Below are 21,292 nucleotides of genomic sequence, written 5' to 3' on the forward strand. Positions count from 1 at the left end.
CCCACACGGACGTGGGCAAAAGGCGCAGCCGCGCAGGACGCGCGTCTGCGGTGGTCCGTGAGGCTGACGAACGAAGTGAAGGTATCGCGAAGCGACGTGAGGACCTGCCCGGCAGGGAACGCTACCCGTCAGCGCAGACGCTTTGGCTGAAGACGATATTACCCAATTCAAATCGCAGACTTCGTTAATGAAGACAACACCTCCAGAATGCCGCCATCCCCGTTTCACATATCAATTTTCATCTGCCTGTCACCACCCGGTCATTTTTTTTCTTTTGTGATCCACCTCCAACTTGAAAGCTGCTGAATAAATGCATAAGGTCAGTAATAATGTTTGATAAAATAACTAAAAATAGTTAAATCGCGGACGGCGAAATCAGCAGGGTGTATTTTGAGCAGTGGCGTGGAGGTAAAAGTGTTAACAAGAGATTTCTTATTAAAAGCTGACTGTAAAACCGCTTTTGGTGATATCGAGGAATCACTGTTATGGAGTGCGGAGCAGCGGGCTGCTTCGCTGGCGGCGACCCTCGCATGCCGCCCTGACCACAGCCCGGTATGGATTTTCGGCTACGGTTCGCTAATGTGGAACCCGGTGTTTGAAGCCGATGAAGCCGCTACCGGTACGCTGGTCGGCTGGCATCGCGCTTTCTGCCTGCGCCTGACCGCCGGACGGGGAACGGCCAGTCAGCCCGGACGCATGCTGGCCCTGAAAGAGGGCGGTGAAACCACCGGCCTGGCCTTTTGCCTGCCGGAGGCAAAGCTGCACGAAGAGCTGGAGCTGCTGTGGAAACGCGAAATGATCACCGGCTGCTATCTGCCTACCTGGTGTGAACTGGCATTGGACGATGGCCGAAAAGTCACCGCGCTGGTGTTTATCATGGATCCGCGCCATCCGCTGTATGAAACCGACTCCTGCCCGCAGACCATCGCGCCGCTGATTGCTAAAGCCACCGGTCCGCTGGGAACGAATGCGCAGTATCTGTTCTCACTGGAAAAAGAACTTAACCAGCGCGGCATCAATGATGACTGCCTGACTGACCTGGCAAGTAAGGTGCGCGAACTCCAGCAGTGCCACAGTGGACTGGCGGGATAACCCCGCCGGATCTGCACATTAATGCGCCGGGTTAATCAACCAGGTTCCGGCGCGGTCGATTTTCAACTGCTGACTGTAGTCGCCTTGCGTACTGTGTACCTGAAGCAAATAGTCACCTGCCGCAAGATTCAGCACGGCGTAGCCACTGTTATTTGGCGTCACCGTCATCGCGTTATTGTTAAGCAACAGCGTATCCCCATTGCTTAGTTTCAGATACACCGTTGCCAGCGCTGGCGCGTCGGCAGCGGCTGCTGTGGCGTCGGCTACGGGAGCGGTTGGTGAAACCTCGTTTACCGGTTGCGCGACGTCAGACTGCGGAGTGCGGTTTAGCATCCACACCACCGTGCCCACGGCAAGAACGGCCAGGGCGCTCAGCAGCAGCAGCGGCTTTGACAAGCGAAGTGGGCGCTTTGCCGCAATGAGTGGTTCAGCGGCGCTGGCTGCCGGGTTTATTGCTGCCACAGGCGCTTCGGTCTCTGTTGCCGGAGCGGGGTCCGCTTCGGGCTGCGCTGTCGGCGAAACTGGCGGTTCGCCAATTGTGCTGAGCAGATCTTCAACGTCAGTCACCGGCAAATTAATCAGCGACGCCAGCTCATCTATCGACTGCGGGCGCTGCGTGGCATCCATCATCAGCGAGCGGTCAATGGCGTTGAGCAGCGGCAGCGAATATCCCTCAGGGCGAAGATCGCTCAGCGGCTGATAGCTGTCCTCAATGCTGCGTACAACGCTAACCGGAGGAGGGGTTCCGATAATCAGCGTATGCAGCACCGCACCCAGGGCATAAATATCGGTCCACGGCCCCTGTTCCGCATCGCTTTCTTCGCAGTACTGCTCCAGCGGCGCAAAGCCCGGTTTGAGCATAATCTCGGTTTCGTCAGAGAGGTTTCCAATCTCCTTGCGGGCAGAACCAAAATCAAGCAGCACCGGCAGCTGGTTTTCCTGGATTTGAATATTATCCAGCGAAATATCCCGATGCAGGAAGCCTGCGCGATGGATGGTGTTGATGGCACCAAACAGCGGCGGTAGCAGTTGACGGATCAATGCTTCGTTAATCGTCTGCGGCTGGCTGGATTGCCATGCTTTAAGCGTCATCCCGCTATAGAACAACGTCCCCATATAGGCGGTGCCATTACCTTCCCAAAAGCGCAGAACGTGCAGCAGTCCGGGGTGGTTAAAACGCGCCAGCAGCCGGGCTTCCTGCACGAAACTGTTCATCCCGGCGTTAAACAGCCGCTGATGACGCTCGGCCCGAAGCATAACGGACAGATCCTCGCTGCGAGTCGCCAGCGAGTTCGGCATAAATTCCTTAATAGCGATAGTGCGTTCCAGCAGATGGTCCCAGGCACGATAAACAATGCCGAAGCCACCGCCGCCAATCACTTCCTGAATTTCGAATTCATTGAAGCGATAGCCCGGCGGAAGCGCTTTGGTCGCATTTTGTTGCTGCTCGTTTGCCGACATAATAAAACTCTCCTAACGTACGCTACGCCAGATACTTAATTAACGGTGCGCCAGGCACCTGTTGCCGGGTCGGCAAGATCGGCATGCAGGGCATCAACCAGCAGCACGTTCACTTTCACTTTGGGATCGATCGTCGCTGACCATGTCTGGCGCAATTTCTCAACCCGCTCTTTAATTTCTGCGGCGTTACTGGCGTCGGTTTTGTCCATCTTAATCAGCAGCGTTCCTTCAAAAGACCAGACGTGAAGCTCAGGAATGAATGGCAGTACCAGCCAGCTGTCCGGCGCATCAGGGCGGCTCACCACCATGCGCTGATTATTCACTGTAACAACGTCAAGTTCGCCCGGGGCAGGATGCAGGTCCCGCAGCGGGTAACCCTGATAAAAAGTGACTTCCAGCGGCAGCGCAGGGTTTTGACCATTCATCAGGCTCATTTCACTGCTGCCCTCCAGCCAGCCGTCGGAGGTACAGGTCATCGATTTCGTTTCGGGGATAAACAGCGACGAGCCGCGATCGTCCCACCACGTACGGAAGTGGCAGCCGCCGGGCAGATCGAAGTAGTGAAGCGGTACGGTGTTTGCCGGGCGGGAGATATCCAGCGGTGCGGCGTTATCGGCGGTGGCTGTGGCGGTGGCATCGGCGGTAATGACCGGCTGCCAGCCACCGCTCTGCAGGGCATTGCCCACGGCCAGTACTGAGCCACGACTGCTGGTCATCTGCCACGGCAGCTCTTTCAGCTTGCCGCACTGGTTGTGCAGAAGCTTTCCGACCTGCGGCAGGAACTTATCGAGTACGACGGATTCAGTGGCTTTTGCGGAAACAATGCGCAGGTTGATCGTTTCCTGGCACCAGGACTGCGGAGCACTGCTGGTAACATTATCAATAAATACGTCCAGCGAAAGGCTGGGAGAGGATACGACCCGGTAATCTTCCGCCCGCGCGCTGGCGGCAGCCATCAGGCTCAGGACAACTGGCAACCAATATTTCATAGCATTCCTTGAAATTAATCGCGCGGTGGTAAAAACCGGGCTGAATCCGTCAGAGAAAAAAGCAAAGTAGTGTCCTGCGGTGACCCATACCAGACGGCCACGGCGCTAAGATTATCCTTTTTTTCACTGCGGTCGATAGCTTTCTGCATTAGAGCCAGCCATTCCTGCGGTGAGTTTACCATTCTTAGTGCCTGTTCCATCTCGGCAGGTGTCAAATTATTCCAAAAACCATCGCTGCACAGCAGAAAAACATCGCCATCTTCCAGCGGCAATACGGCGCTGTAATCGTGGGGCTGAACGCTGTCGGTGCCCAAAGCGTTATACAGTAAATGACTGTTTATTCCCGTATTATCATACCCGGCGTCATGAAGTTGTTGCACCAGACTATGATCGCGGGTCATGTCATGAACCACACCGCGACGAAAATGATAAACGCGCGTGTCTCCGGCGTGGCACCACCAGGCCCGCCGCCCGGGACGATCGATAAATAGTGCGGCAAGGGTGGTACTCATTTTCTTCAGTGCGGGTTCTGCCCGCTGCGCCGCACGGATGGCCTGTTCACAGGCGGCAATCATCTCTTCCGTCTGCAAAGGTGAAAGCGCGTTTTGCCCGGCAGTCTGCGAAAGCAGCGTATCGCGTGCAATGATGGCGGCCCGTTCACCGCCCGGGCTGCCCGCCACGCCGTCGCAGACGACGAACGTACCGAATTGCTCGTTAAGCTGTGTACCGGTGGCGTCCTGATTACTGACGCGTCCACCAATCTGTGACGTGCTGCAAAAGGTGATATTCATCGATCCTCCTCGGCGCTTTGAGAATCTTTGTACTGGTTGACTTCCATTTCATACGCCTGCAAAAACGCCTCGCCAAACAGCGAGTGAAAGTCATCCTCAATATCTCCGGATGTATTCTGATAGTGGCGTAAAAAGTAGTCCCACAGAGCCGCCTTGCGTGATGTGCTGAGGGCCAGTCTGGGGATAGCGCTGTCCTGCCGGGCGTGTTCTTCCAGCCGCTGCGGGTTAAACGACTGGAGCATTGCGGCAATAATTGCCCGAATCCCGGAGGTCATCCCCAACTGATGGGCCTGTAAATCAACCAGCGCGTCGCGCACCGCCTGCTCCGGCGGCATAAACCCCGGCATCTGGCTTTGATAAATCTGCATCAGTACCGTTTTACCGCTGGGCAGAATTTTAAACGGATTGTTTGCCTCATTGAGGATCATGGTCATTTCGGCTTTGACCCCGCGTTTGAGGATTGAACGAGAGGAGAGCAGGGCGACCGTGCCCTGTGAGAACAGGCTCAGCATGCGGCCGGTCAGGCGCATCTGCTCTTCGCTGAGTTCAGCGGTCTGACCGGCCGCTGGCTCCAGACCCATACCTTCCAGTAGTGCATTGAGCAGCCGCTGCTCATGACTGCCATCCCTTGCCGGATCGCCGTTATCACTGTAGCTGGTGGGCAGAGGGTTTATCGCCAGCCTGGCGGCAGCATCGCGTGCGGCGCGCAGTTCAAGCTCTTCCGCACTCGGTTTTTCCTGAACGCTATCGGGTAACATAGCCGGGTTAAGAATCCCCAGTGGATCTTCCGTGCTGCTGCTTTCACCATTAAACAGCAGCAGTGGATCGTCCAGTACCGTACTGTCGTCGGTCCTGTGGGGATCGGTAACCATAATATGATAGTGACCAATCGTTAGCGTATCGCCATGCATCAGCCTGACCTGTTCACCGCGAGCAAGGGAGCGTTCATTATGTATCACCGCGATAACGCTACCTTGGCTGGTCAGACGACATTCCCCGGCGGGGGAAACATGAACCAGCGCCTGTAAACGAGAAATGGTGCGTTCAGGGTCGGGAAGGACCAGATTGTTATCCGCGCTGCGGCCGATGGTGCCACCAGGCGGTGCGAAATCACAGCTTACGGAGACGTCCTGCTCCAGATGGTTTAAAAGAGTAAGTCGCATACTTCTGTTTTCGCCCCCGGATCAGTCAGCCTGGTCAAACATGGGTGGATAAAGTCCGTGGCGGCCCGGATTTTCGGCCAGAGTCGGATGAAATAATTGTGTAAACAGCTGCGCGGTTAAATTACCGCTGTGCTTGTGCGTTACCAGCGGGCAGCCATCATACTGATTCGTCCACCAGTAGCTGGTGTACTGTAGCGGATCGAAACGACGCGAAACCTCCGGCCATGCGAGAGTCGGACTATCGCGATAGCCAATAATCGTGCTGGCGTCGAGTTTTACAGTCTCAGGCAGCGGGTCAAGGTTAGTTATCGCCAGCTCGGTCTCATCGACGCTTTTCTGCTGGTGAACGGCCTGTTGCAGCGCGGTGCCCAAAGCGTTAAACCACTCTCCGGCCATTGCCAGTTGAACCGGGTGCCACTGCGACACCGCGATCTTTTGTGCGGCCATCAGCGCCCAGACGCGACCCACCCGATCCCGCGACGGCATCAGGCAGCCAATTTGTACCTGCTGTACGCCAAGTGTGGCAGGCAGCGCAAAATTCCAGATCGGCGCACGCGCGAAGGCTTCAGTACAGTTATTGTGCAATTGTTGCCACTGTACTACGCCGGATTTAAACCAGTTTGACCACTGGGCAAGCTGCGATTCGGGCATCCGGCGATGGACAAAATCCCCTGCTGCCGGGAGTTTGCCATACCATCCCAGTTCAGTGCTGGTTGCCATTTTGTTTTCTCATTATCAATACGCCGTCACGCGCGTAGGGTGAGCTTTGGATCTGTTTATCGAGAAGCTGGCTTAAATGCCAGTCCAGTTGCTTAAGCTGGGCATCGGTAATATCCGGTGGCGGATTTTTTGACAGATTCTGCATCACCCAGCCCCGCAGAAAACGCCCATCGTATGTCCGCGGCTGGTAAAGCATCTGATAAGCGCGGATCGCGTCGCGGGTGAAAGATTCATCTGCGCCGTTATCTTCCTGTAGCGTGAACGTGATCGCCTGGGCAACGCGCGGTAGCAGCAGGGATTTCAGGGCATTTTGATACAGGCCCCAGCTGGCGTTATACAGTTGCTCACCCCGATACAGCCCCGCTCGCATTAACGTCGGTGGAGAGGAGAGCGAAAAGTCCGGTGCTTCAGGCAGTGCCACCAGGCTGTTTAAAAACGGCAGCAGCCCGGTGATATCGCCACTGTTGTTATCGCTCAGCGTATGGGCCTGCTGCTGAATTTCCGGTAACCTGGCGTCAATTTGTTGCAAATAACGCTGATTCTTATCATAGCTGGTGTACCACAGCCCACAACACGCCACTAATGCAGCAGCTGTGGCGGCATACCCCATGCGGTGCAGGCGCTTGTTACGTAACTCCCAGCGGCTGTCGCTGCCGGCCAGCGCACTTTCACGAAACACCACTTTACTGAGCAGGTCGTGAATAAAATAGCTTTGCCCTTTATTGGCCGGAATGGGCGAAGTACGGCTGACGCTGTTCCAGCTGGCAATTGACTGCCCCTGCGACTGCGGCAGCTGGAGTTTACGCGCCAGTTCGCCCATCACGCGATCGAACGGCAGACCTTCCTGCGTGCCGCTGGTAAAGAATAGTCCACGTATGGACCAGGCCGGTTCACCCTGTCGGGGCGAGAAAATGGTGGTCAGATATTCTGCCAGCAGCGGGCGTAAAGACGCGAATTCCTGTGGAAAAAGGAAGCAGTCTGCGCGCTGCTGTAAATCAGTTTGCCTTGCCATATTGCAGGCGAGATCGTTCATCAGCTGGTTGCAGAGTTGATGGAAATGGTGCTCAAACTGGGGCAACAGCGGGTCGTGTTCAACCGCAGTGGACTTTAGCGGGAAAGTGAAGCCAAAAACCTGCTCCCTCTGGCTTTTGTCGCACTGGGCAAAATAGCTCATAAAGCCTTTAAGCAGATCGCTTTTCGTCACCATGATATAGACCGGGAAGTGGATACCCGTTTGCTGGTGAAGTTCTGCCATGCGGCTGCGTAGAGCTGTCGCCTGCGCCTGGCGCATCTCCGCCGAGTCACTTAACAGGTCGGCCACGCTGAGCGTAACGATCACGCCATTGATTGGCTGACGCGGACGATAGCGTTTAAGCAGGGCGATAAAGGTCTGCCATTCACTGGCATCACGTGTACGCTGGCTCTCCTGAAGGGTATATCTTCCCGCAGTATCAAGCAGCACGGCCTGTTGTGTGAACCACCAGTCGCAGTGGCGCGTGCCGCCCACACCTCGCAGTGCGCCTTTATTCAGGCTGTCGGGTAGCGCAAACTCCAGTCCGGAGTTCAGCAACGCGGTAGTTTTACCCGCACCCGGCGCGCCGACAATCAGATACCACGGCAGCTGATAGAGGTAGCGGGCGCTGAAAAAGCGCAGCCAGCGGCTACGGCGCGATGGGGAACTATTCGGAAACTGGATCTTTTTTAACAGTTGAGTTGCGTCGTGAAAGCGCATATCCAGCATTTCACTGGTAGCCTGCAACTCATTCTGTTCGTGGCTGTTCAACTGTAATCGCGTTAGCATCCGTCGGTTATACCAGGCGCGATAGAGCTGGGGCAGCAGCATAAACAGCCCCCACAGTAGATAGCAGCTGGCGATCAGCAACTGACGGTTCAGATCGCTATCAAGTAACTGAAACTGACTGAGGGCCAGTAAAGGCCCGAGCATCCAGATCAGGGCGCAGAGGGCGCTGACGCCGAGCAGGCCCCATATCGGTCGGCAGGTAAGCAGGGCGAAAATTGTTTTCAACATCATGATTTTCCGGTGCTGTTGCTGCGGTCATCGTTTTCAGGCGCGGCGAACAGGGTAATCTCTACACGCCTGTTCTGAGCCCGATTCTGAGCGCTGTCGTTGGGCATCAGTGCACCGCTGTCGCCCCGCCCCTGGGTGCGAATAGATACACCGGGCTGGGCAATCAGCTGCTGCATCAGGCTGGCGATGGCGGATGCCTGCGCCTGGGAATATTCATAGCTTGAGGGGAAACGTTCTTCACGCCGTGGTCTGTCATCGCTGAAAACGCTAATCAACAGCGTTCCGTGAACAGCTTCCAGCGCCGTGGCAACGCGGGCGATAAGCGCGCGTCCCTCGGCTGAAAGTACCGTACCAGAGGCATTGAACAGGCCGTCTACCGGCAGGATAACCCGGCTGCCACTGCTGGTATCCACCACATCCAGCTGATGAGCGGTAATCAGATCGCTAAGCCGCAAACGCAGGTCGGTTAACGCCTGTGGAACGGGGCCGCGTTGGCCAGCGACCGTTTCCGGTAGCGGGGTTTGCCAGATTTGCTGTAGCAGGGTGGTGGCGGTGTTGCCCAGGCGCCAGTTCAGGCTGGAGAAGACCAGGCAGGCGATAAACGCGGCAATTGATATGCAGGCCCAAAGTGGCACCGGCGCGCGCCATGGCGCACCTTCATGCGGCAGCTCGACCGGGGGAGAAATACGGCTGTGATGCGGCGTATCGCGGACATTAGCAATGAGCGTGGCAAGACGATCGCGAATGGCATCGTGCTGGCTGCGACCGTTTTCCATTGTGCGGTAGCGGCCTTCATAACCCAGTAGCAGACAGTAGTTAATGACTTCTAACAGCGAAAGATGCTGATCGGGATTCTGCGACAGTCTGGAAAGCAGCTGAAAAAACTTATCGCCGCCCCAGGCTTCGTTATGAAATGTTACCAGCAGTCCGTTACCTGACCAGACGCCGCGATTGCCCCACGGCGTTTGCGCAGCTGCCTCATCGAGTACCGTACACAGGCAGTAGCGGGCGCCGATAATCGTCTCAAACGGCAGTTCCACCTTGCGGCAGCGACTTTCAAACAGGCGGATCTCATCAACCAGCTGCTGGCGTAAACCTGCCGGATCGTCATGGCTGATGGCCTGGCGGATCTGCACCACGGCGTTCAGCAAGGGAAATGCTGCTGCCAGCAGAGGATTATCAAGGGCCGCGTAGCTCTCTGTCGCCGGAGAAAGTTCTGGCATCATCAGGATTCGAGGATCTCAGCTGTGTGCTGCAGCCAGGAAAAGGCCCGCAGCCGCATAAATTATTTTATCCATTCACCGGCAGTATGGCTGCCGCATCGGGTTCGGGTTATTGCAAGATCCAGGTCGCCGTATCGCCGCTGCGACAGGCTTTGCTCTGCCCACCCACGTCAACGCACTCTTTTTTACGCGCTTTGCGCGGGCGAGGGCGATCGTTGCGCAGCGTAGCGTCATACAGTTCGCTTTTTACACCGGCCTTGAGCGGAACATATCCTGCCAGCTGTTGCGGATCGTCGCCGGCAATGGCCAGCCAGTGGTCCGCTTCACCCAGTACGGTGAAGGGTTTTCCGGTTTCCAGGTAACGAACAATCTTGCCGCTGTAGTCGGGCCGGGTCATCACCGAGGCTTTATACAGCGCACGATATTGCTGGTTTACAGGTGTAAAAGAGGTGGGGGCCTGTACTGCATATCGATGGACCAGCTTCACGCCATTGACCTCACTGGTCACCAGAGTGTCATCATCCGGCTGTGACGGGGCCGTTTTGCATCCTGCGAGGGAAAACACGGCCAGCAAGATTAACGCGCTGCTAATTTTCACTTTGATCCCCGTGAATATGTTCAGAATATCTGGCTTTAAAACGCGACAGCGCCGCGCCAGCCACGCTCCATTGCAACCAAAATGAATGTGTTGGCACATTTTTCGGTTGAGAGGAATAAAATTGCCCGGTTTGACATCAGGATAAATCGTTAATGGTCTTACCTGACGTTTTTGGGAATAGAATCCATTGCAGGCGCTGAATGAACATGCTAGCAGTCGCCTTATTTGCCAGATTTTGCCTGAAAGGAGTGATAACGGCAATTTGATTAGCGCTAAAAATGCTAATTTTCCTTATCTGCTGCATAGTTGGCGTGAAAACAGGCGTTTGGCGCGGTCCGGTGATGCGCAGGGCATCACCGGACGAGTGATTAGCTGAAGGCGTAAAATGAAATCGCTTTAGTCGTTGCCATAGCGGCCGATGATTCCGGCACCGGCCAGCGCGTGGCCTTTCAGTGCGTTGAGCAACTGGTCGCGGGTCAGCCCGGAAGGAAGTGCATCTGCCGCCAGATCGCTGGCGATAAGCGTAAAGATATAATGGTGCGCGCCGCTGCCTGCCGGAGGGCAGGGGCCGTGGTAACGATCGGTTCCCGGGCTGTTTTTTCCGCCGGTGAATCCGTTGCCGCTGGTCAGGTCGCCTCGGGCAAACTGGGTACGGCTGGCGGGGATGTTGTAGGCCACCAGATGTGAGACGCCGAGTCCTTTCGCACCTTCAGGGTCAAAGACCATCAGCGCAAAGCTTTTGGTTCCTGCGGGAGCGTGGTTCCAGCTAAGTGCCGGGGAGACGTTTTTACCCGTGCAACTGACGTTACCCGGGGTCGCACCGGCGAACTGTTTGTCCAGCAGGGCATTGTCGGTAAAGTCGGGTGAACTGAGGGTGAAGATTTCCTGTGCGCCAGCGCCGAGGCTGGCTAACAGGAGTGAGGCGGCGAGTAGCGTTTTTTTCATTGACGTTCTCCGTTTTAAAGTGGTGCTGATTATCTGATGGTTGATATTGTCACCGGCTGGCCTGTCATCGCGCTGCGGATGGCCCCAACGGTGGACCGGCCAGCCTGCTTTGTTTATTTCCTTACTGTCTGAAGAAACGGACCAGAGGCCGGGTTTCAGTATGGTCGGCGTTAGCGATGGTGCTGGCTGGGCGACTTCTTATATTTCAGTATGGTCTGAGAATGGAGAGCTGCCAGTTTGTTGATTCTGTTCAGGCAATTCAACGGTTGGACTAAATCAAATAGCGAGCAGAATGGTTAAAGGGGGAACAGCCTCTGCGGCTGCCGGGTAATCCGCAGCGCTGAGATGAAAGCATCAGGCCAGGATACGCCAACAGGACGTTGGCGTAAGGCTGCGTCGTGTCAGGGACGACGCGTCGCAGGCGGTCCGACAGGACGGATGCTGGAATCGAAGGCACCGGGCGAAGCACGGCGCGAGGACCGCCCGGCAGCCGCAGAGGCTGTTCCCCTGACACACAGGCACCAGCGACTATCCAGACACACAGTTAGTCAAGTAGCCGCTACAGTCCCGGAATCTGTGCACCAACTGGTTAACGATCCACGAGTTCACCTGAACGACGCATCTGTCCCCGGCGATTTTCACCGACCAGCCGAATCTGTGTTAAGGTTATAACTCGCCAATTTTGTGAGGCACCACACATTTAACCCGCTATAAAAACATTGCTTTTGCTATTTTAATGCCTATGAACCGATTTATCCGCCGTTACCCCATCGTACTTTCTCTGCTGGTCATGCTGTGCGGACAGTTGACCCAGCGCGTATGGGCCTTTGACGCTGAAAATCAGGTTGCCGAAGCCCCCTTTGACGACCCCGCCCGCTTTAGTCATATGCTGCAACACCTACCCGAGCTGAACAGCAGGACAGGCGACGATGTAATAGAAAAACGCATCGCCGAAGCGGTGAAAAGTATTGGGGAAGCCAGCATGGCCAGCGACAGTGATAAGCCGCTGCGTGAACAGGCCGAGCTGTGGGCATTCAACCGCTTTCGCGATTTTGCCGCCGAGCGCGCGGCCAGAGAAGGGGAACAGCTGCTGTCGCCTTACGGGCGTGCCAGCGTCTCGCTGGCGGTTGACGATGCAGGTAGCTTTAACGGGACGTCGGCGCAGTTGATTACCCCCTGGCAGGATAACTACCAGTATCTCACCTTCAGTCAGCTGGGCCTTGAGCAAACCGAATACGGAGCGGTGGGTAATGCCGGACTGGGGCAGCGTTGGATAGCCGGAAACTGGCGGCTGGGCTATAACGCTTTTATCGATGATTTGCTGACCGAAAACCAGCAGCGCGGATCGCTGGGTACCGAAGCATGGGGCGAATATCTGCGTTTTTCCGCCAACTACTATCATCCCCTTAGCGGCTGGCGTAATCGCGGGAGCACCAGCCAGATGCGTATGGCGCGCGGCTATGACATTACCACTCGCGGTTACCTGCCGTTCTATCGCCAGCTTGGCGTTTCCCTGAGTTACGAGCAGTATCTGGGGCGCAATATCGACCTGTTCCACAGCGGAAATATGATGGACAACCCCACGGCGGTGACGTTGGGAATCAACTACACGCCGGTTCCGCTGTTTACGTTCAGCGCCAATCACAAAGAGGGCGACAGCGGCGAATCCCAGGATCAGTTTGCCCTGAAGATGAACTACCGCATCGGCGTGGCGCTGAGTAAACAGCTCTCTGCCAGTAATGTCGATGCCGCGCAGTCGCTGAGCGGCAGCCGTTATGATGCGGTGAATCGTAATAATTCTCCGGTGATGGCCTTCCGGCAGCGGAAAACGCTGTCGGTGTTTCTTGCCACGCCGCCGTGGCAGGTGCAGCCGGGAGAAACGCTGCCGTTGAAATTGCAGATTCGCCACAGCAATCCGATCAAAGCAGTGAGCTGGCAGGGAGATACTCAAACACTGAGCCTGACGCCGCCCGCTGACAGCAGCGATCCGCAGGGATGGAGTATCATTATTCCCGTCTGGGACAGTTCGTCAGGGGCGAGCAATGAGTATCGTCTGTCGGTGACGCTGGAAGACAGTAAGCAGCAGCGCGTCACCTCAAACTGGATCACATTGAAACTGGCTCCGCCGGTAGCATTGCAGGACCCGCGTGCGGAAAATTACGATTTTCTAACCCCCTGAGGATGGGAAAGATGGCCTCGCTGAAATGCAAAAAGTTGTCAAGATAGCGCCCGAAAATATATGTGATTAAAGTCACAAAATACTCCTTCCCAACGTCAGGGTTTTTCTGCACAATCTGCGAAAAATTCTACTCACCTGCTCATCATGATCATCCGTCCGCATCGTCACTGGTTTGTTCGCCTTTTCGCCTGGCACGGCTCTGTGCTACCCGGAATCTGGTTTCGCCTGACACTCAATTTAATGATGTCAGTGATCGCGATTTTGTGTCTTGACTGGTATGAAACGCTGGGGATTAAGTTGACCCTTGCCCCGTTCAGCCTGCTCGGGGTGTCGATCGCGGTATTCCTTGGTTTCCGCAACAGCGTCTGCTTTGGCCGTTTTATCGAAGCGCGCATGTTCTGGGGTAACCTGCTGATCGCCTGCCGTACGCTACAACGCCTGGCGCTGGCCATCTCCCCGGCTGAAGCGCCGCGCGTGATGTCGCTGCTGCTGGCTTTCTGCTACAGCCTTAAGCACCAGTTGCGCCGTACCGATGCCCATGAGGACATGCGCCGCTATCTTGGCGATGAGGCCGATGAGATCCTGACCCGGCGCTCACCGACCAACTTTATTGAGCTACAGCTTTCCAACTGGCTGGCGGTACAGCGTCGCAACGGTAATCTTTCTGACATTCTGTATGCGCATATGGATGACAGCATCAATCAGCTGTCACAGGTTCTGGGAGGATGTGAGCGGTTGGCGAGTATGCCGATTCCGTTTGCCTACGGCCTGCTGCTGCACCGTACGGTGTATCTGTTCTGTACGCTGCTGCCGTTCGCGCTGGTGCCGGATTTGCACTACATGACCCCGCTGGTATCGGTGTTTATCGCCTATACCTTCCTGTCGCTGGATACCCTGGCGGAGGAGCTGGAGATGCCGTTTGGCCTGGCCAACAACCATCTGCCGCTGGATGCCATGTGCACCAACATTGAGATCAACCTGCGGGAAATGAATCTGGAGCAGGAACTGCCGGATACGCCTCAGCCTGACAGACATTATCGTTTAACCTGATATGACAAAAGGGCGATCTTAACGATCGCCCTTTGTTATCCCATCAGAACTGGTAGTTCAGACCGACGCCGGTGACGTCGTCGTTCGCCAGCCCCAGCGGGTTGTTGTCGCTGAGCAGGTTAACTTTGTATTCGGCGTACGCCAGGAAGTTTTTGTTGAAGTAGTAGTTCGCACCGAAGGAGACGTACTTCACGATATCCGCATCACCGATGTTTTCAATGTCCTTACCGCGTGATGACACGTAGGCCAGAGACGGACGGAAACCGTTCAGGAACTGGTATTGCGCTACAGCTTCAAAATTCACCGCTTTGTTAGCAAAGCCGCCGCTGATTGGCGTCGCGTTATGGGTGTTGCCGTACACCGTTGCCAGATAGATCTGGTTAGCGTCGTACTTAATCGCCGTTGCCCATGATTCCGCACGGTCGCCTTCACCACGCGCTGCGTTATTTTGTGCCTGAGTACGGCCGAGGTTGGCATAGGTGCCCACCACGCTCAGACCCCAGTCCGCATTGTAGCTGACGGATGTCGCGTAGCCGTCACCGTTGCTACGACGCACGGCATCGGTGCCGGTACGGTCGTTTTTACCCTGGTACTGCAGCGCCACATTCAGGCCATCAACCAGGCCGAAGAAATTGCTGTTACGCCAGGTTGCCACGCCGGTTGAGCGCGTAGAGAGGAAGCCGTCCGCGTAACCGGAGTCGCCGCCGAATTTCGGCAGCATATCGGTCCAGGCCAGCGCGTCATACACCAGACCATAGTTACGGCCGTAATCGAATGAACCCCACTTGCCAAACTTCAGACCGGCAAAGCCCAGACGGGTTTTGTCGCCGCTCAGCGCATCAGCGCCTTCGGTTTTGTTCAGCTGGAAGTTGTACTGCCACTGGGCGTAGCCGGTCAGATCTTGCGCAATCTGCGTTTCGCCTTTAAAGCCAAAACGGGCATAGGAAACATCGCCATCGTTGCCCGTATCATCGGAGAAGAGGTGGCCAACGTTAATCTTACCGTTCAAATCCACCTTGTTGCCGTCTTTGTTATAAATCTCTGCTGCCTGCACGCCGCCAGTGGCCAGAAGAGCCGGTATCAGTAATGCCAGTAAAGAACGCTTCATCATGAGTAACCCTGTTTTAAAATTATATTTTCTTTGCATTTAGTGCGGTGGTGAAGGTGACATAAAAATATGTTTCATGAAAATTGAATATATGTAACAAATTATTTCATGGTGATTTTTGACAAGGTGTTTATAAGTTATTCCTTATGATGCAATACGTATTAGCTATGCATCTTTTAAGGGTTTGTGGAATTTAATTGAGTTAATTGCATGATTTAATTGTGTAAATTAATATTTCATTTTTATGAAAAACAATATTTATTTATCGCATTATGATTGATTATTGAGCGATTTTGGCGGTTTTTGTTTTATGGTTAATTATCAGAATTGGGTTAATGCTATTTATCGTAAAGCTTTTCTATTAATACAAAATGTCCATATGTAATATCTGTGTTTTTGGGTTTTTTAATTAATATATCTAAATAATACAGGACGGGATTATAAGGCTGAGTGTTAAAAAAATGATTTCTTCAGCGAGTTTACGCTGAAGAGGTGGTGTGCACGGTTCTGGTGCGCGCCTGCTGCATTATGGTGCGTTAACCTCCTCTTTTTACGACCAAATTCTATCGGCGATCACATAAACAATATTTTATTTTACCAATGCATAATTCCTCTTTTTTTTGTGTGGCGAAGCCGGGGATTTACATTGATATTCACTTTTTATGCATTTATGGTGAATAACAGACTGTTGTAAGTTATTGATATTTAGTTGTTGAATTTGGTTTATGCATTTTTTTGCTGGCTGGCACGCTCTGTGCAATTTACAGTAGAGCTGCAATGAATCATTTCATTAACATTTAATACATCTTTAGTTCACCACAAAAACTAAAGGTTTAAGCGATAAACGAGGCCGCTATGCAACCGTCAATCACCCGTGAAAATTTCGATCAATGGATTGTTCCAACTTACGCTCCTGCCAGTTTTATTCCGGTGCGCGCGGAAGGTTCAACGCTGTGGGACCAGGAGGGCAAGTCCTATATCGACTTCGCCGGGGGAATTGCGGTGAATGCACTGGGCCATGCACACCCCGATCTGCAGCTGGCCCTGCAACAGCAGGCTGCGCTGCTGTGGCATACCGGAAATGGTTATACCAATGAGCCGATCCTGCGCCTGGCAAAGCAGCTGGTGGATGCTACCTTCGCCGACCGCGCGTTCTTCTGTAACTCCGGTGCGGAAGCTAACGAAGCGGCGCTGAAGCTGGCGCGTAAGGTGGCTCACGATGGCGGCAATCTGCAGAAAAACGGCATCGTGGCGTTCAATAACGCGTTTCATGGTCGCACGCTGTTCACCGTTTCCGCCGGTGGCCAGCCTGCCTATTCGAAAGATTTCGCGCCGCTGCCGGGTGGCATTCAGCACGCGGTTTACAACGATTTGGATTCCGCAGCCGCACTGATCAACGACCAGACCTGCGCAGTGATTGTGGAGCCGATTCAGGGGGAAGGTGGGGTCGTTCCGGCTGAACCTGCCTTCCTGCGCGGGCTGCGTGAGCTCTGTGACAAGCATCAGGCGCTATTGATTTTTGATGAGGTGCAGAGCGGCGTGGGCCGTACCGGTTCGCTGTATGCCTACATGCATTATGGCGTGACGCCGGACGTGTTGACCACCGCCAAAGCACTCGGTGGTGGCTTCCCGATCGGGGCCATGCTGACGACCGAAAGCCTTGCGGCGCATCTGAATATCGGCAGCCACGGCACCACCTACGGCGGCAATCCGCTGGCCGGAGCGGTCGGTGGCAAAGTGATGGAACTGATCAACCGCCCGGAAATCCTGGTGGGTGTGGCAGAGCGCCATCGCTGGTTTGTTGACGGCCTGAATGAGATTAACCAGCGTTTACAGCTGTTCAGTGAAGTCCGTGGGCTCGGTCTGCTGATTGGTTGCGTGCTGAATCAGGATTACAACGGTAAAGCCAAACTGATTAATCAGGCCGCTGCACGCGAAGGGCTGATGGTACTGATTGCCGGAGCTAACGTTGTACGTTTTGCTCCGTCGCTGATTATCACTAAACAGGAAGTCACGGAGGGGCTGGCACGCTTCGAACGCGCCTGCCGCGCCGTCATTGAAGGAGCCGCCGTATGATGTTTATTCGTCCCGTTGAACGAGACGATCTGGCTCAGCTGATGTACCTCGCCGGCAAAACCGGCGGGGGACTGACCTCTCTGCCCGTTGACAGCGATACGCTGTCAGCGCGTATCGAACGTTCATTAATGACCTGGCAGGGAAAACTGCCGCGGGCTGAACAGGGATACGTTTTTGTGCTGGCAGATGGAGATACCGGTAAAGCCGTGGGGATCTGCGCCATTGAGGTGGCGGTGGGTTTACAGGACCCCTGGTACAACTTTCGTGTCGGCACGCAGGTGCACGCCTCGAAAGAATTGAATGTATACAACATGTTGCCCACGCTGTCGTTAAGCAACGATCACACCGGCAGCAGCGAGCTGTGCACGCTGTTCCTTGACCCGGACTACCGCAACGGAAAGAACGGCTATCTGCTGTCCAAATCGCGCTTTTTATTTATTGCGGCGTTTCGTGACCGCTTTATGCAAAAAATTGTCGCGGAGATGCGGGGTGTCAGTGATGAAAATGGCCATTCGCCATTCTGGGATAGCGTCGGCAGCCGCTTTTTTTCGATGTCATTCAGCGATGCCGACTACCTGAGCGGCACAGGGCAAAAGGCGTTTATCGCCGAGCTGATGCCTAAACATCCTTTATATATTGATTACCTGTCGCCGGAAGCACGGGCGGTTATCGGCGAAGTCCATCCGCAGACGGCTCCTGCACGTGCGGTGCTGGAGGCTGAAGGTTTCCGCTTCCAGAACTATGTCGACATTTTCGATGGCGGACCGACCCTTGAGTGCGATATCGACCGCGTGCGCGCTATCCGTAAAAGCCGCGAGCTGGTGGTTGAGTTGAGCGAGCAGCCGGATCAAACCCTGCCGCTGTGCCTTGTGGCGAATCAACACTATCAGCAGTTCCGCGTGATGCTGCTACCGGCCAATATGCAGAGCGGCACGATTGCTGTCACCGCCGCGCAGGCTGAAATTTTACATTGCCGGGCAGGAGAGAACCTGCGGGTAGTGACACTTTGTCGTGAGGAGAAAACAGCATGACGCACTGTATTAATGGTCAGTGGCTGACCGGCGGTGGTGAGACCATCGCTAAACTGGACCCGGTAAAGGGCGAACTGCTTTGGCAGGGCAAATCGGCCACTGCTGCGCAGGTTTCCGACGCTTCTGAAGCCGCCCGGGCGGCATTCTCCAGCTGGGCACGCCGGCCGTTTGCCGAGCGTCAGACGATCGTAGAAAAGTTTGCGCAGCAGCTGGAAAAGAATAAGCGCGAGCTTAGCGAAACGATTTCTCGCGAAACCGGCAAGCCGCGTTGGGAAACGCTGACCGAAGTGCAGGCGATGATCAATAAAGTGGCGATTTCTCTGCGCGCTTATCATTCCCGTACCGGAGAGCAGGCTGAAGGTGAAAGCTCACTGCGGCATCGCCCGCATGGTGTGATGGCGGTCTTCGGACCTTATAACTTCCCCGGGCACTTGCCTAACGGCCACATTGTTCCTGCGCTGCTGGCCGGGAATACCGTGGTCTTTAAACCGAGCGAACTTACGCCGCTGACGGCTGAACTGACTGTCAGGTTATGGATCAATGCCGGGTTGCCTGGGGGCGTAATCAATCTGGTGCAGGGCGGCCGCGACACTGGTCAGGCGCTGGCGCAGGATAATCAAATCGACGGCGTGCTGTTCACCGGCAGCGCTGCCACCGGCTACCAGCTGCATCGTCAGTTGGCGGGTAAACCGGAAAAAATGCTGGCGCTGGAGATGGGCGGCAATAACCCGCTGATCGTCGAAGATCCTGACGATATCGATGCCGCCGTGCATATCGCCGTGCAGTCTGCCTTTATCAGCGCGGGACAGCGCTGTACCTGTGCCCGCCGACTGCTGGTGAAAAAAGGGGCCGCCGGAGATGCCTTCTTACAGCGTCTGGTTGACGTGTCGGCGCGAATTCGCGTTGGCGGCTGGGATGATGAACCGCAGCCGTTTATGGGCAGCGTGATTTCATTGTCTGCGGCGGAAAAAATTTATGCCGAATGGCAGTCACGGGTGGATGCCGGTGGCCGGGTGCTGCTGCCGATGCAGTGGCCGCAGCGCGACAGTGCGATCCTGACGCCGGGCATCATTGATGTGACCGGTTTGCAAAATCTGCCGGACGAAGAGGTCTTTGGTCCACTGCTGGCGGTGATCCGCTACGATGATTTTGATGCGGCTATTCGCATCGCCAACCACACGCGCTATGGCCTTGCCTGCGGTTTGATCTCCCCACAGCGTGAGAAGTTTGAACACCTGCTGATTGAAGCGCGGGCTGGCATTGTTAACTGGAATAAACCGCTGACCGGTGCCGCCAGTACCGCACCGTTTGGCGGAATAGGGGCCTCGGGCAATCATCGTGCCAGTGCCTGGTACGCGGCTGACTACTGTGCGTGGCCGATGGCAACGCTGGAATCGGCGGACTTGAATCTGCCTGCAACCTTATCACCGGGGCTGGACTTCAGCACGGAAGGAGAGACGCGATGAGCGCCCGTGAAGTCAATTTCGATGGTCTGCCGGGATTAACCCACCATTACGCAGGCCTGTCGTTTGGTAATGAAGCCTCAACCCGTAATCAGCATCAGCTGTCTAATCCCAAACTGGCCGCGCAGCAGGGTTTGGTGAAGATGAAAACCCTGGCGGATCTGGGTTTTGCCCAGGGGGTGATCCCGCCGCATGAGCGGCCAAACGTGGAAGCACTGCGGCAGATCGGTTTCAGCGGCAGCGATGCGCAGGTGGTGGCTCAGGCGGCAAAACAGGCACCCCAGCTGCTTTCCGCCGTCAGTTCGGCCTCTTCGATGTGGGTAGCGAATGCTGCCACGGTGTCACCCTCCGCTGATAGCGCCGATGGTCGTGTGCATCTGACGGTGGCTAACCTGAATAATAAGTTCCACCGGGCGATAGAAGCACCGACCACGGCGAATCTGCTGCGGGCAATTTTCCGCGATGGAAACCATTTCTCCGTGCACGATGCGCTGCCGCAGGTGGCGATGTTCGGTGATGAGGGGGCGGCCAACCATAACCGTTTCAGCCACGGTTACGGCACACCGGGCGTGCAGATGTTTGTCTATGGCCGCAGCGAACGTGGTGGCGTAGCCCCGACCCGCTATCCGGCGCGCCAGACGCTGGAGGCCAGCGAGGCGGTGGCGCGTTTGCACCAGCTCGATCCGGCCCGCACGGTGTTTGCCCAGCAGAACCCTGCGGTGATCGACCAGGGCGTTTTCCATAATGATGTCATTGCCGTCAGCAATCAGCGGGCGTTGTTCTGCCATCAGCAGGCGTTCCTCAACCAGCCGCAGCTACTGGCCGAACTGGCTGAAAAACTGCCGGGCTTTACGGCGATTGAGGTGCCGGATAATCGTGTCAGCGTGGCCGATGCGGTGGCTACCTATCTGTTCAACAGCCAGTTGCTCAGTAAACCGGATGGCAAAATGTTGCTGGTACTGCCGGAAGAAGCGCGCCGCCATGCGGGCGTCTGGGGCTGGCTCAATGAGCTGGTCGCCAGCGGCAGTCCGATTGATGAGCTGAAGGTGTTCGATCTGCGTGAAAGTATGTTCAACGGTGGTGGTCCGGCGTGCCTGCGCCTGCGGGTGGTGCTGGACGATGCACAGCAGGCGGCAGTGAATCCTGCGGTGATGATGAACGATCGGCTGTTCCAGACGCTGAACGGTTGGGTAGAACGCCACTATCGCGATCGCCTGTCGCAGGCCGATCTTGCTGACCCGCAGCTGTTGCTGGAAGGGCGTGAGGCACTTGACGAACTGACTAAGCTGCTAAACTTAGGCAACGTATACCGTTTTCAGCAGTAACGCGATCGTTGCAGGGCCGGGGCATGTCCCCGGTCCCTCAGGGCTGAGC

At 55.5% G+C, this 21,292-nt stretch carries 17 protein-coding genes; 7 read left to right on the top strand and 10 right to left on the bottom strand.

Going from position 1 to position 21,292, the window contains the following annotated elements; translation table 11 throughout:
• Window positions 1-414 precede the first annotated feature (414 nt).
• On the top strand, window positions 415-1,092 hold the full coding sequence (locus IBT47_RS00005; protein WP_200544554.1) for a gamma-glutamylcyclotransferase: 678 nt from the start codon (window positions 415-417) through the stop codon (window positions 1,090-1,092).
• An 18-nt stretch (window positions 1,093-1,110) separates the two neighbouring features.
• Here IBT47_RS00005 and IBT47_RS00010 read toward each other — a convergent pair whose 3' ends face one another.
• The 9 genes from IBT47_RS00010 to IBT47_RS00050 all read right to left on the bottom strand — a co-directional run bounded on the left by IBT47_RS00010 (window position 1,111) and on the right by IBT47_RS00050 (window position 11,011).
• Complete coding sequence (locus IBT47_RS00010; protein ID WP_200558565.1) at window positions 1,111-2,553, bottom strand: serine/threonine-protein kinase; 1,443 nt, start codon at window positions 2,551-2,553, stop codon at window positions 1,111-1,113.
• A gap of 35 nt (window positions 2,554-2,588) precedes the next feature.
• Complete coding sequence (locus tag IBT47_RS00015) at window positions 2,589-3,542, bottom strand: hypothetical protein (RefSeq protein WP_200558566.1); 954 nt, start codon at window positions 3,540-3,542, stop codon at window positions 2,589-2,591.
• 14 nt (window positions 3,543-3,556) lie between these two features.
• Window positions 3,557-4,333, bottom strand: a complete 777-nt coding sequence (locus tag IBT47_RS00020) for a PP2C family serine/threonine-protein phosphatase (protein ID WP_105594368.1) — start codon at window positions 4,331-4,333, stop codon at window positions 3,557-3,559.
• A complete protein-coding gene (gene tagH / locus IBT47_RS00025) occupies window positions 4,330-5,496 on the bottom strand; it encodes a type VI secretion system-associated FHA domain protein TagH (protein ID WP_200558567.1) in 1,167 nt (388 codons plus the stop codon). Before tagH ends, IBT47_RS00020 begins: the two co-directional genes overlap by 4 nt.
• A 21-nt stretch (window positions 5,497-5,517) precedes the next feature.
• Complete coding sequence (gene tagF, locus IBT47_RS00030) at window positions 5,518-6,216, bottom strand: type VI secretion system-associated protein TagF (protein ID WP_200558569.1); 699 nt, start codon at window positions 6,214-6,216, stop codon at window positions 5,518-5,520.
• Window positions 6,200-8,245, bottom strand: a complete 2,046-nt coding sequence (tssM, locus tag IBT47_RS00035) for a type VI secretion system membrane subunit TssM (RefSeq protein ID WP_200558966.1) — start codon at window positions 8,243-8,245, stop codon at window positions 6,200-6,202. The genes tagF and tssM overlap by 17 nt, the downstream gene beginning before the upstream one ends.
• Window positions 8,245-9,471 carry a type IVB secretion system protein IcmH/DotU gene (gene icmH / locus IBT47_RS00040; RefSeq protein ID WP_370569848.1) on the bottom strand — a complete coding sequence of 409 codons (1,227 nt, stop codon included), beginning with the start codon at window positions 9,469-9,471 and terminating at the stop codon, window positions 8,245-8,247. The genes tssM and icmH overlap by 1 nt, the downstream gene beginning before the upstream one ends.
• 106 nt (window positions 9,472-9,577) lie before the next feature.
• Window positions 9,578-10,066: a hypothetical protein gene (locus IBT47_RS00045; RefSeq protein ID WP_105594372.1), complete on the bottom strand. Its 489-nt coding sequence runs from the start codon at window positions 10,064-10,066 to the stop codon at window positions 9,578-9,580.
• A 396-nt stretch (window positions 10,067-10,462) separates the two neighbouring features.
• Complete coding sequence (locus IBT47_RS00050) at window positions 10,463-11,011, bottom strand: YbhB/YbcL family Raf kinase inhibitor-like protein (protein ID WP_200558571.1); 549 nt, start codon at window positions 11,009-11,011, stop codon at window positions 10,463-10,465.
• Window positions 11,012-11,753: 742 nt separating this feature from the next.
• Here IBT47_RS00050 and IBT47_RS00055 point away from each other — a divergent pair.
• A complete protein-coding gene (locus tag IBT47_RS00055) occupies window positions 11,754-13,190 on the top strand; it encodes a YchO/YchP family invasin (RefSeq protein ID WP_200558968.1) in 1,437 nt (478 codons plus the stop codon).
• A gap of 144 nt (window positions 13,191-13,334) precedes the next feature.
• Entirely contained in the window at window positions 13,335-14,240 is a 906-nt protein-coding gene (locus tag IBT47_RS00060) for a bestrophin family protein (RefSeq protein ID WP_200558573.1), read from the top strand.
• 43 nt (window positions 14,241-14,283) lie between these two features.
• Here the strand turns inward: IBT47_RS00060 and IBT47_RS00065 are convergent, their stop codons facing one another.
• Window positions 14,284-15,351: a porin gene (locus tag IBT47_RS00065; protein ID WP_279355978.1), complete on the bottom strand. Its 1,068-nt coding sequence runs from the start codon at window positions 15,349-15,351 to the stop codon at window positions 14,284-14,286.
• An 852-nt stretch (window positions 15,352-16,203) separates the two neighbouring features.
• On the opposite strand from IBT47_RS00065, the gene IBT47_RS00070 reads away from it, so the two are divergent.
• The 4 genes from IBT47_RS00070 to astB are packed head-to-tail and all read left to right on the top strand — an operon-like array spanning window position 16,204 to window position 21,243.
• Window positions 16,204-17,424, top strand: a complete 1,221-nt coding sequence (locus IBT47_RS00070; protein ID WP_200558574.1) for an aspartate aminotransferase family protein — start codon at window positions 16,204-16,206, stop codon at window positions 17,422-17,424.
• The gene (astA, locus tag IBT47_RS00075; RefSeq protein WP_105594378.1) at window positions 17,421-18,455 is read left to right on the top strand and encodes an arginine N-succinyltransferase; all 1,035 of its coding nucleotides are present in this window, start codon (window positions 17,421-17,423) and stop codon (window positions 18,453-18,455) included. Before IBT47_RS00070 ends, astA begins: the two co-directional genes overlap by 4 nt.
• Window positions 18,452-19,921 carry a succinylglutamate-semialdehyde dehydrogenase gene (gene astD / locus IBT47_RS00080; protein ID WP_105594379.1) on the top strand — a complete coding sequence of 490 codons (1,470 nt, stop codon included), beginning with the start codon at window positions 18,452-18,454 and terminating at the stop codon, window positions 19,919-19,921. The genes astA and astD overlap by 4 nt, the downstream gene beginning before the upstream one ends.
• Complete coding sequence (astB, locus tag IBT47_RS00085; RefSeq protein WP_200558575.1) at window positions 19,918-21,243, top strand: N-succinylarginine dihydrolase; 1,326 nt, start codon at window positions 19,918-19,920, stop codon at window positions 21,241-21,243. Before astD ends, astB begins: the two co-directional genes overlap by 4 nt.
• The last annotated feature ends 49 nt before the right edge of the window (window positions 21,244-21,292 follow it).

It is taken from the genome of Erwinia sp. S43 (assembly GCF_016624745.1).
Lineage (GTDB): Bacteria > Pseudomonadota > Gammaproteobacteria > Enterobacterales > Enterobacteriaceae > Erwinia > Erwinia coffeiphila.

What these genes read in the sequence shown, in the direction of transcription:
- IBT47_RS00015 (WP_200558566.1), bottom strand. Translation starts at nt 3,542, where the DNA reads ATGAAATATTGGTTGCCAGTTGTCCTGAGCCTGATGGCTGCCGCCAGC.
- IBT47_RS00070 (WP_200558574.1), top strand. Translation starts at nt 16,204, where the DNA reads ATGCAACCGTCAATCACCCGTGAAAATTTCGATCAATGGATTGTTCCA.
- IBT47_RS00020 (WP_105594368.1), bottom strand. Translation starts at nt 4,333, where the DNA reads ATGAATATCACCTTTTGCAGCACGTCACAGATTGGTGGACGCGTCAGT.
- tssM (WP_200558966.1), bottom strand. Translation starts at nt 8,245, where the DNA reads ATGTTGAAAACAATTTTCGCCCTGCTTACCTGCCGACCGATATGGGGC.
- icmH (WP_370569848.1), bottom strand. Translation starts at nt 9,471, where the DNA reads ATGATGCCAGAACTTTCTCCGGCGACAGAGAGCTACGCGGCCCTTGAT.
- tagH (WP_200558567.1), bottom strand. Translation starts at nt 5,496, where the DNA reads ATGCGACTTACTCTTTTAAACCATCTGGAGCAGGACGTCTCCGTAAGC.
- astB (WP_200558575.1), top strand. Translation starts at nt 19,918, where the DNA reads ATGAGCGCCCGTGAAGTCAATTTCGATGGTCTGCCGGGATTAACCCAC.
- IBT47_RS00055 (WP_200558968.1), top strand. Translation starts at nt 11,754, where the DNA reads ATGAACCGATTTATCCGCCGTTACCCCATCGTACTTTCTCTGCTGGTC.
- astD (WP_105594379.1), top strand. Translation starts at nt 18,452, where the DNA reads ATGACGCACTGTATTAATGGTCAGTGGCTGACCGGCGGTGGTGAGACC.
- IBT47_RS00010 (WP_200558565.1), bottom strand. Translation starts at nt 2,553, where the DNA reads ATGTCGGCAAACGAGCAGCAACAAAATGCGACCAAAGCGCTTCCGCCG.
- astA (WP_105594378.1), top strand. Translation starts at nt 17,421, where the DNA reads ATGATGTTTATTCGTCCCGTTGAACGAGACGATCTGGCTCAGCTGATG.
- IBT47_RS00050 (WP_200558571.1), bottom strand. Translation starts at nt 11,011, where the DNA reads ATGAAAAAAACGCTACTCGCCGCCTCACTCCTGTTAGCCAGCCTCGGC.
- IBT47_RS00065 (WP_279355978.1), bottom strand. Translation starts at nt 15,351, where the DNA reads ATGATGAAGCGTTCTTTACTGGCATTACTGATACCGGCTCTTCTGGCC.
- IBT47_RS00060 (WP_200558573.1), top strand. Translation starts at nt 13,335, where the DNA reads ATGATCATCCGTCCGCATCGTCACTGGTTTGTTCGCCTTTTCGCCTGG.
- tagF (WP_200558569.1), bottom strand. Translation starts at nt 6,216, where the DNA reads ATGGCAACCAGCACTGAACTGGGATGGTATGGCAAACTCCCGGCAGCA.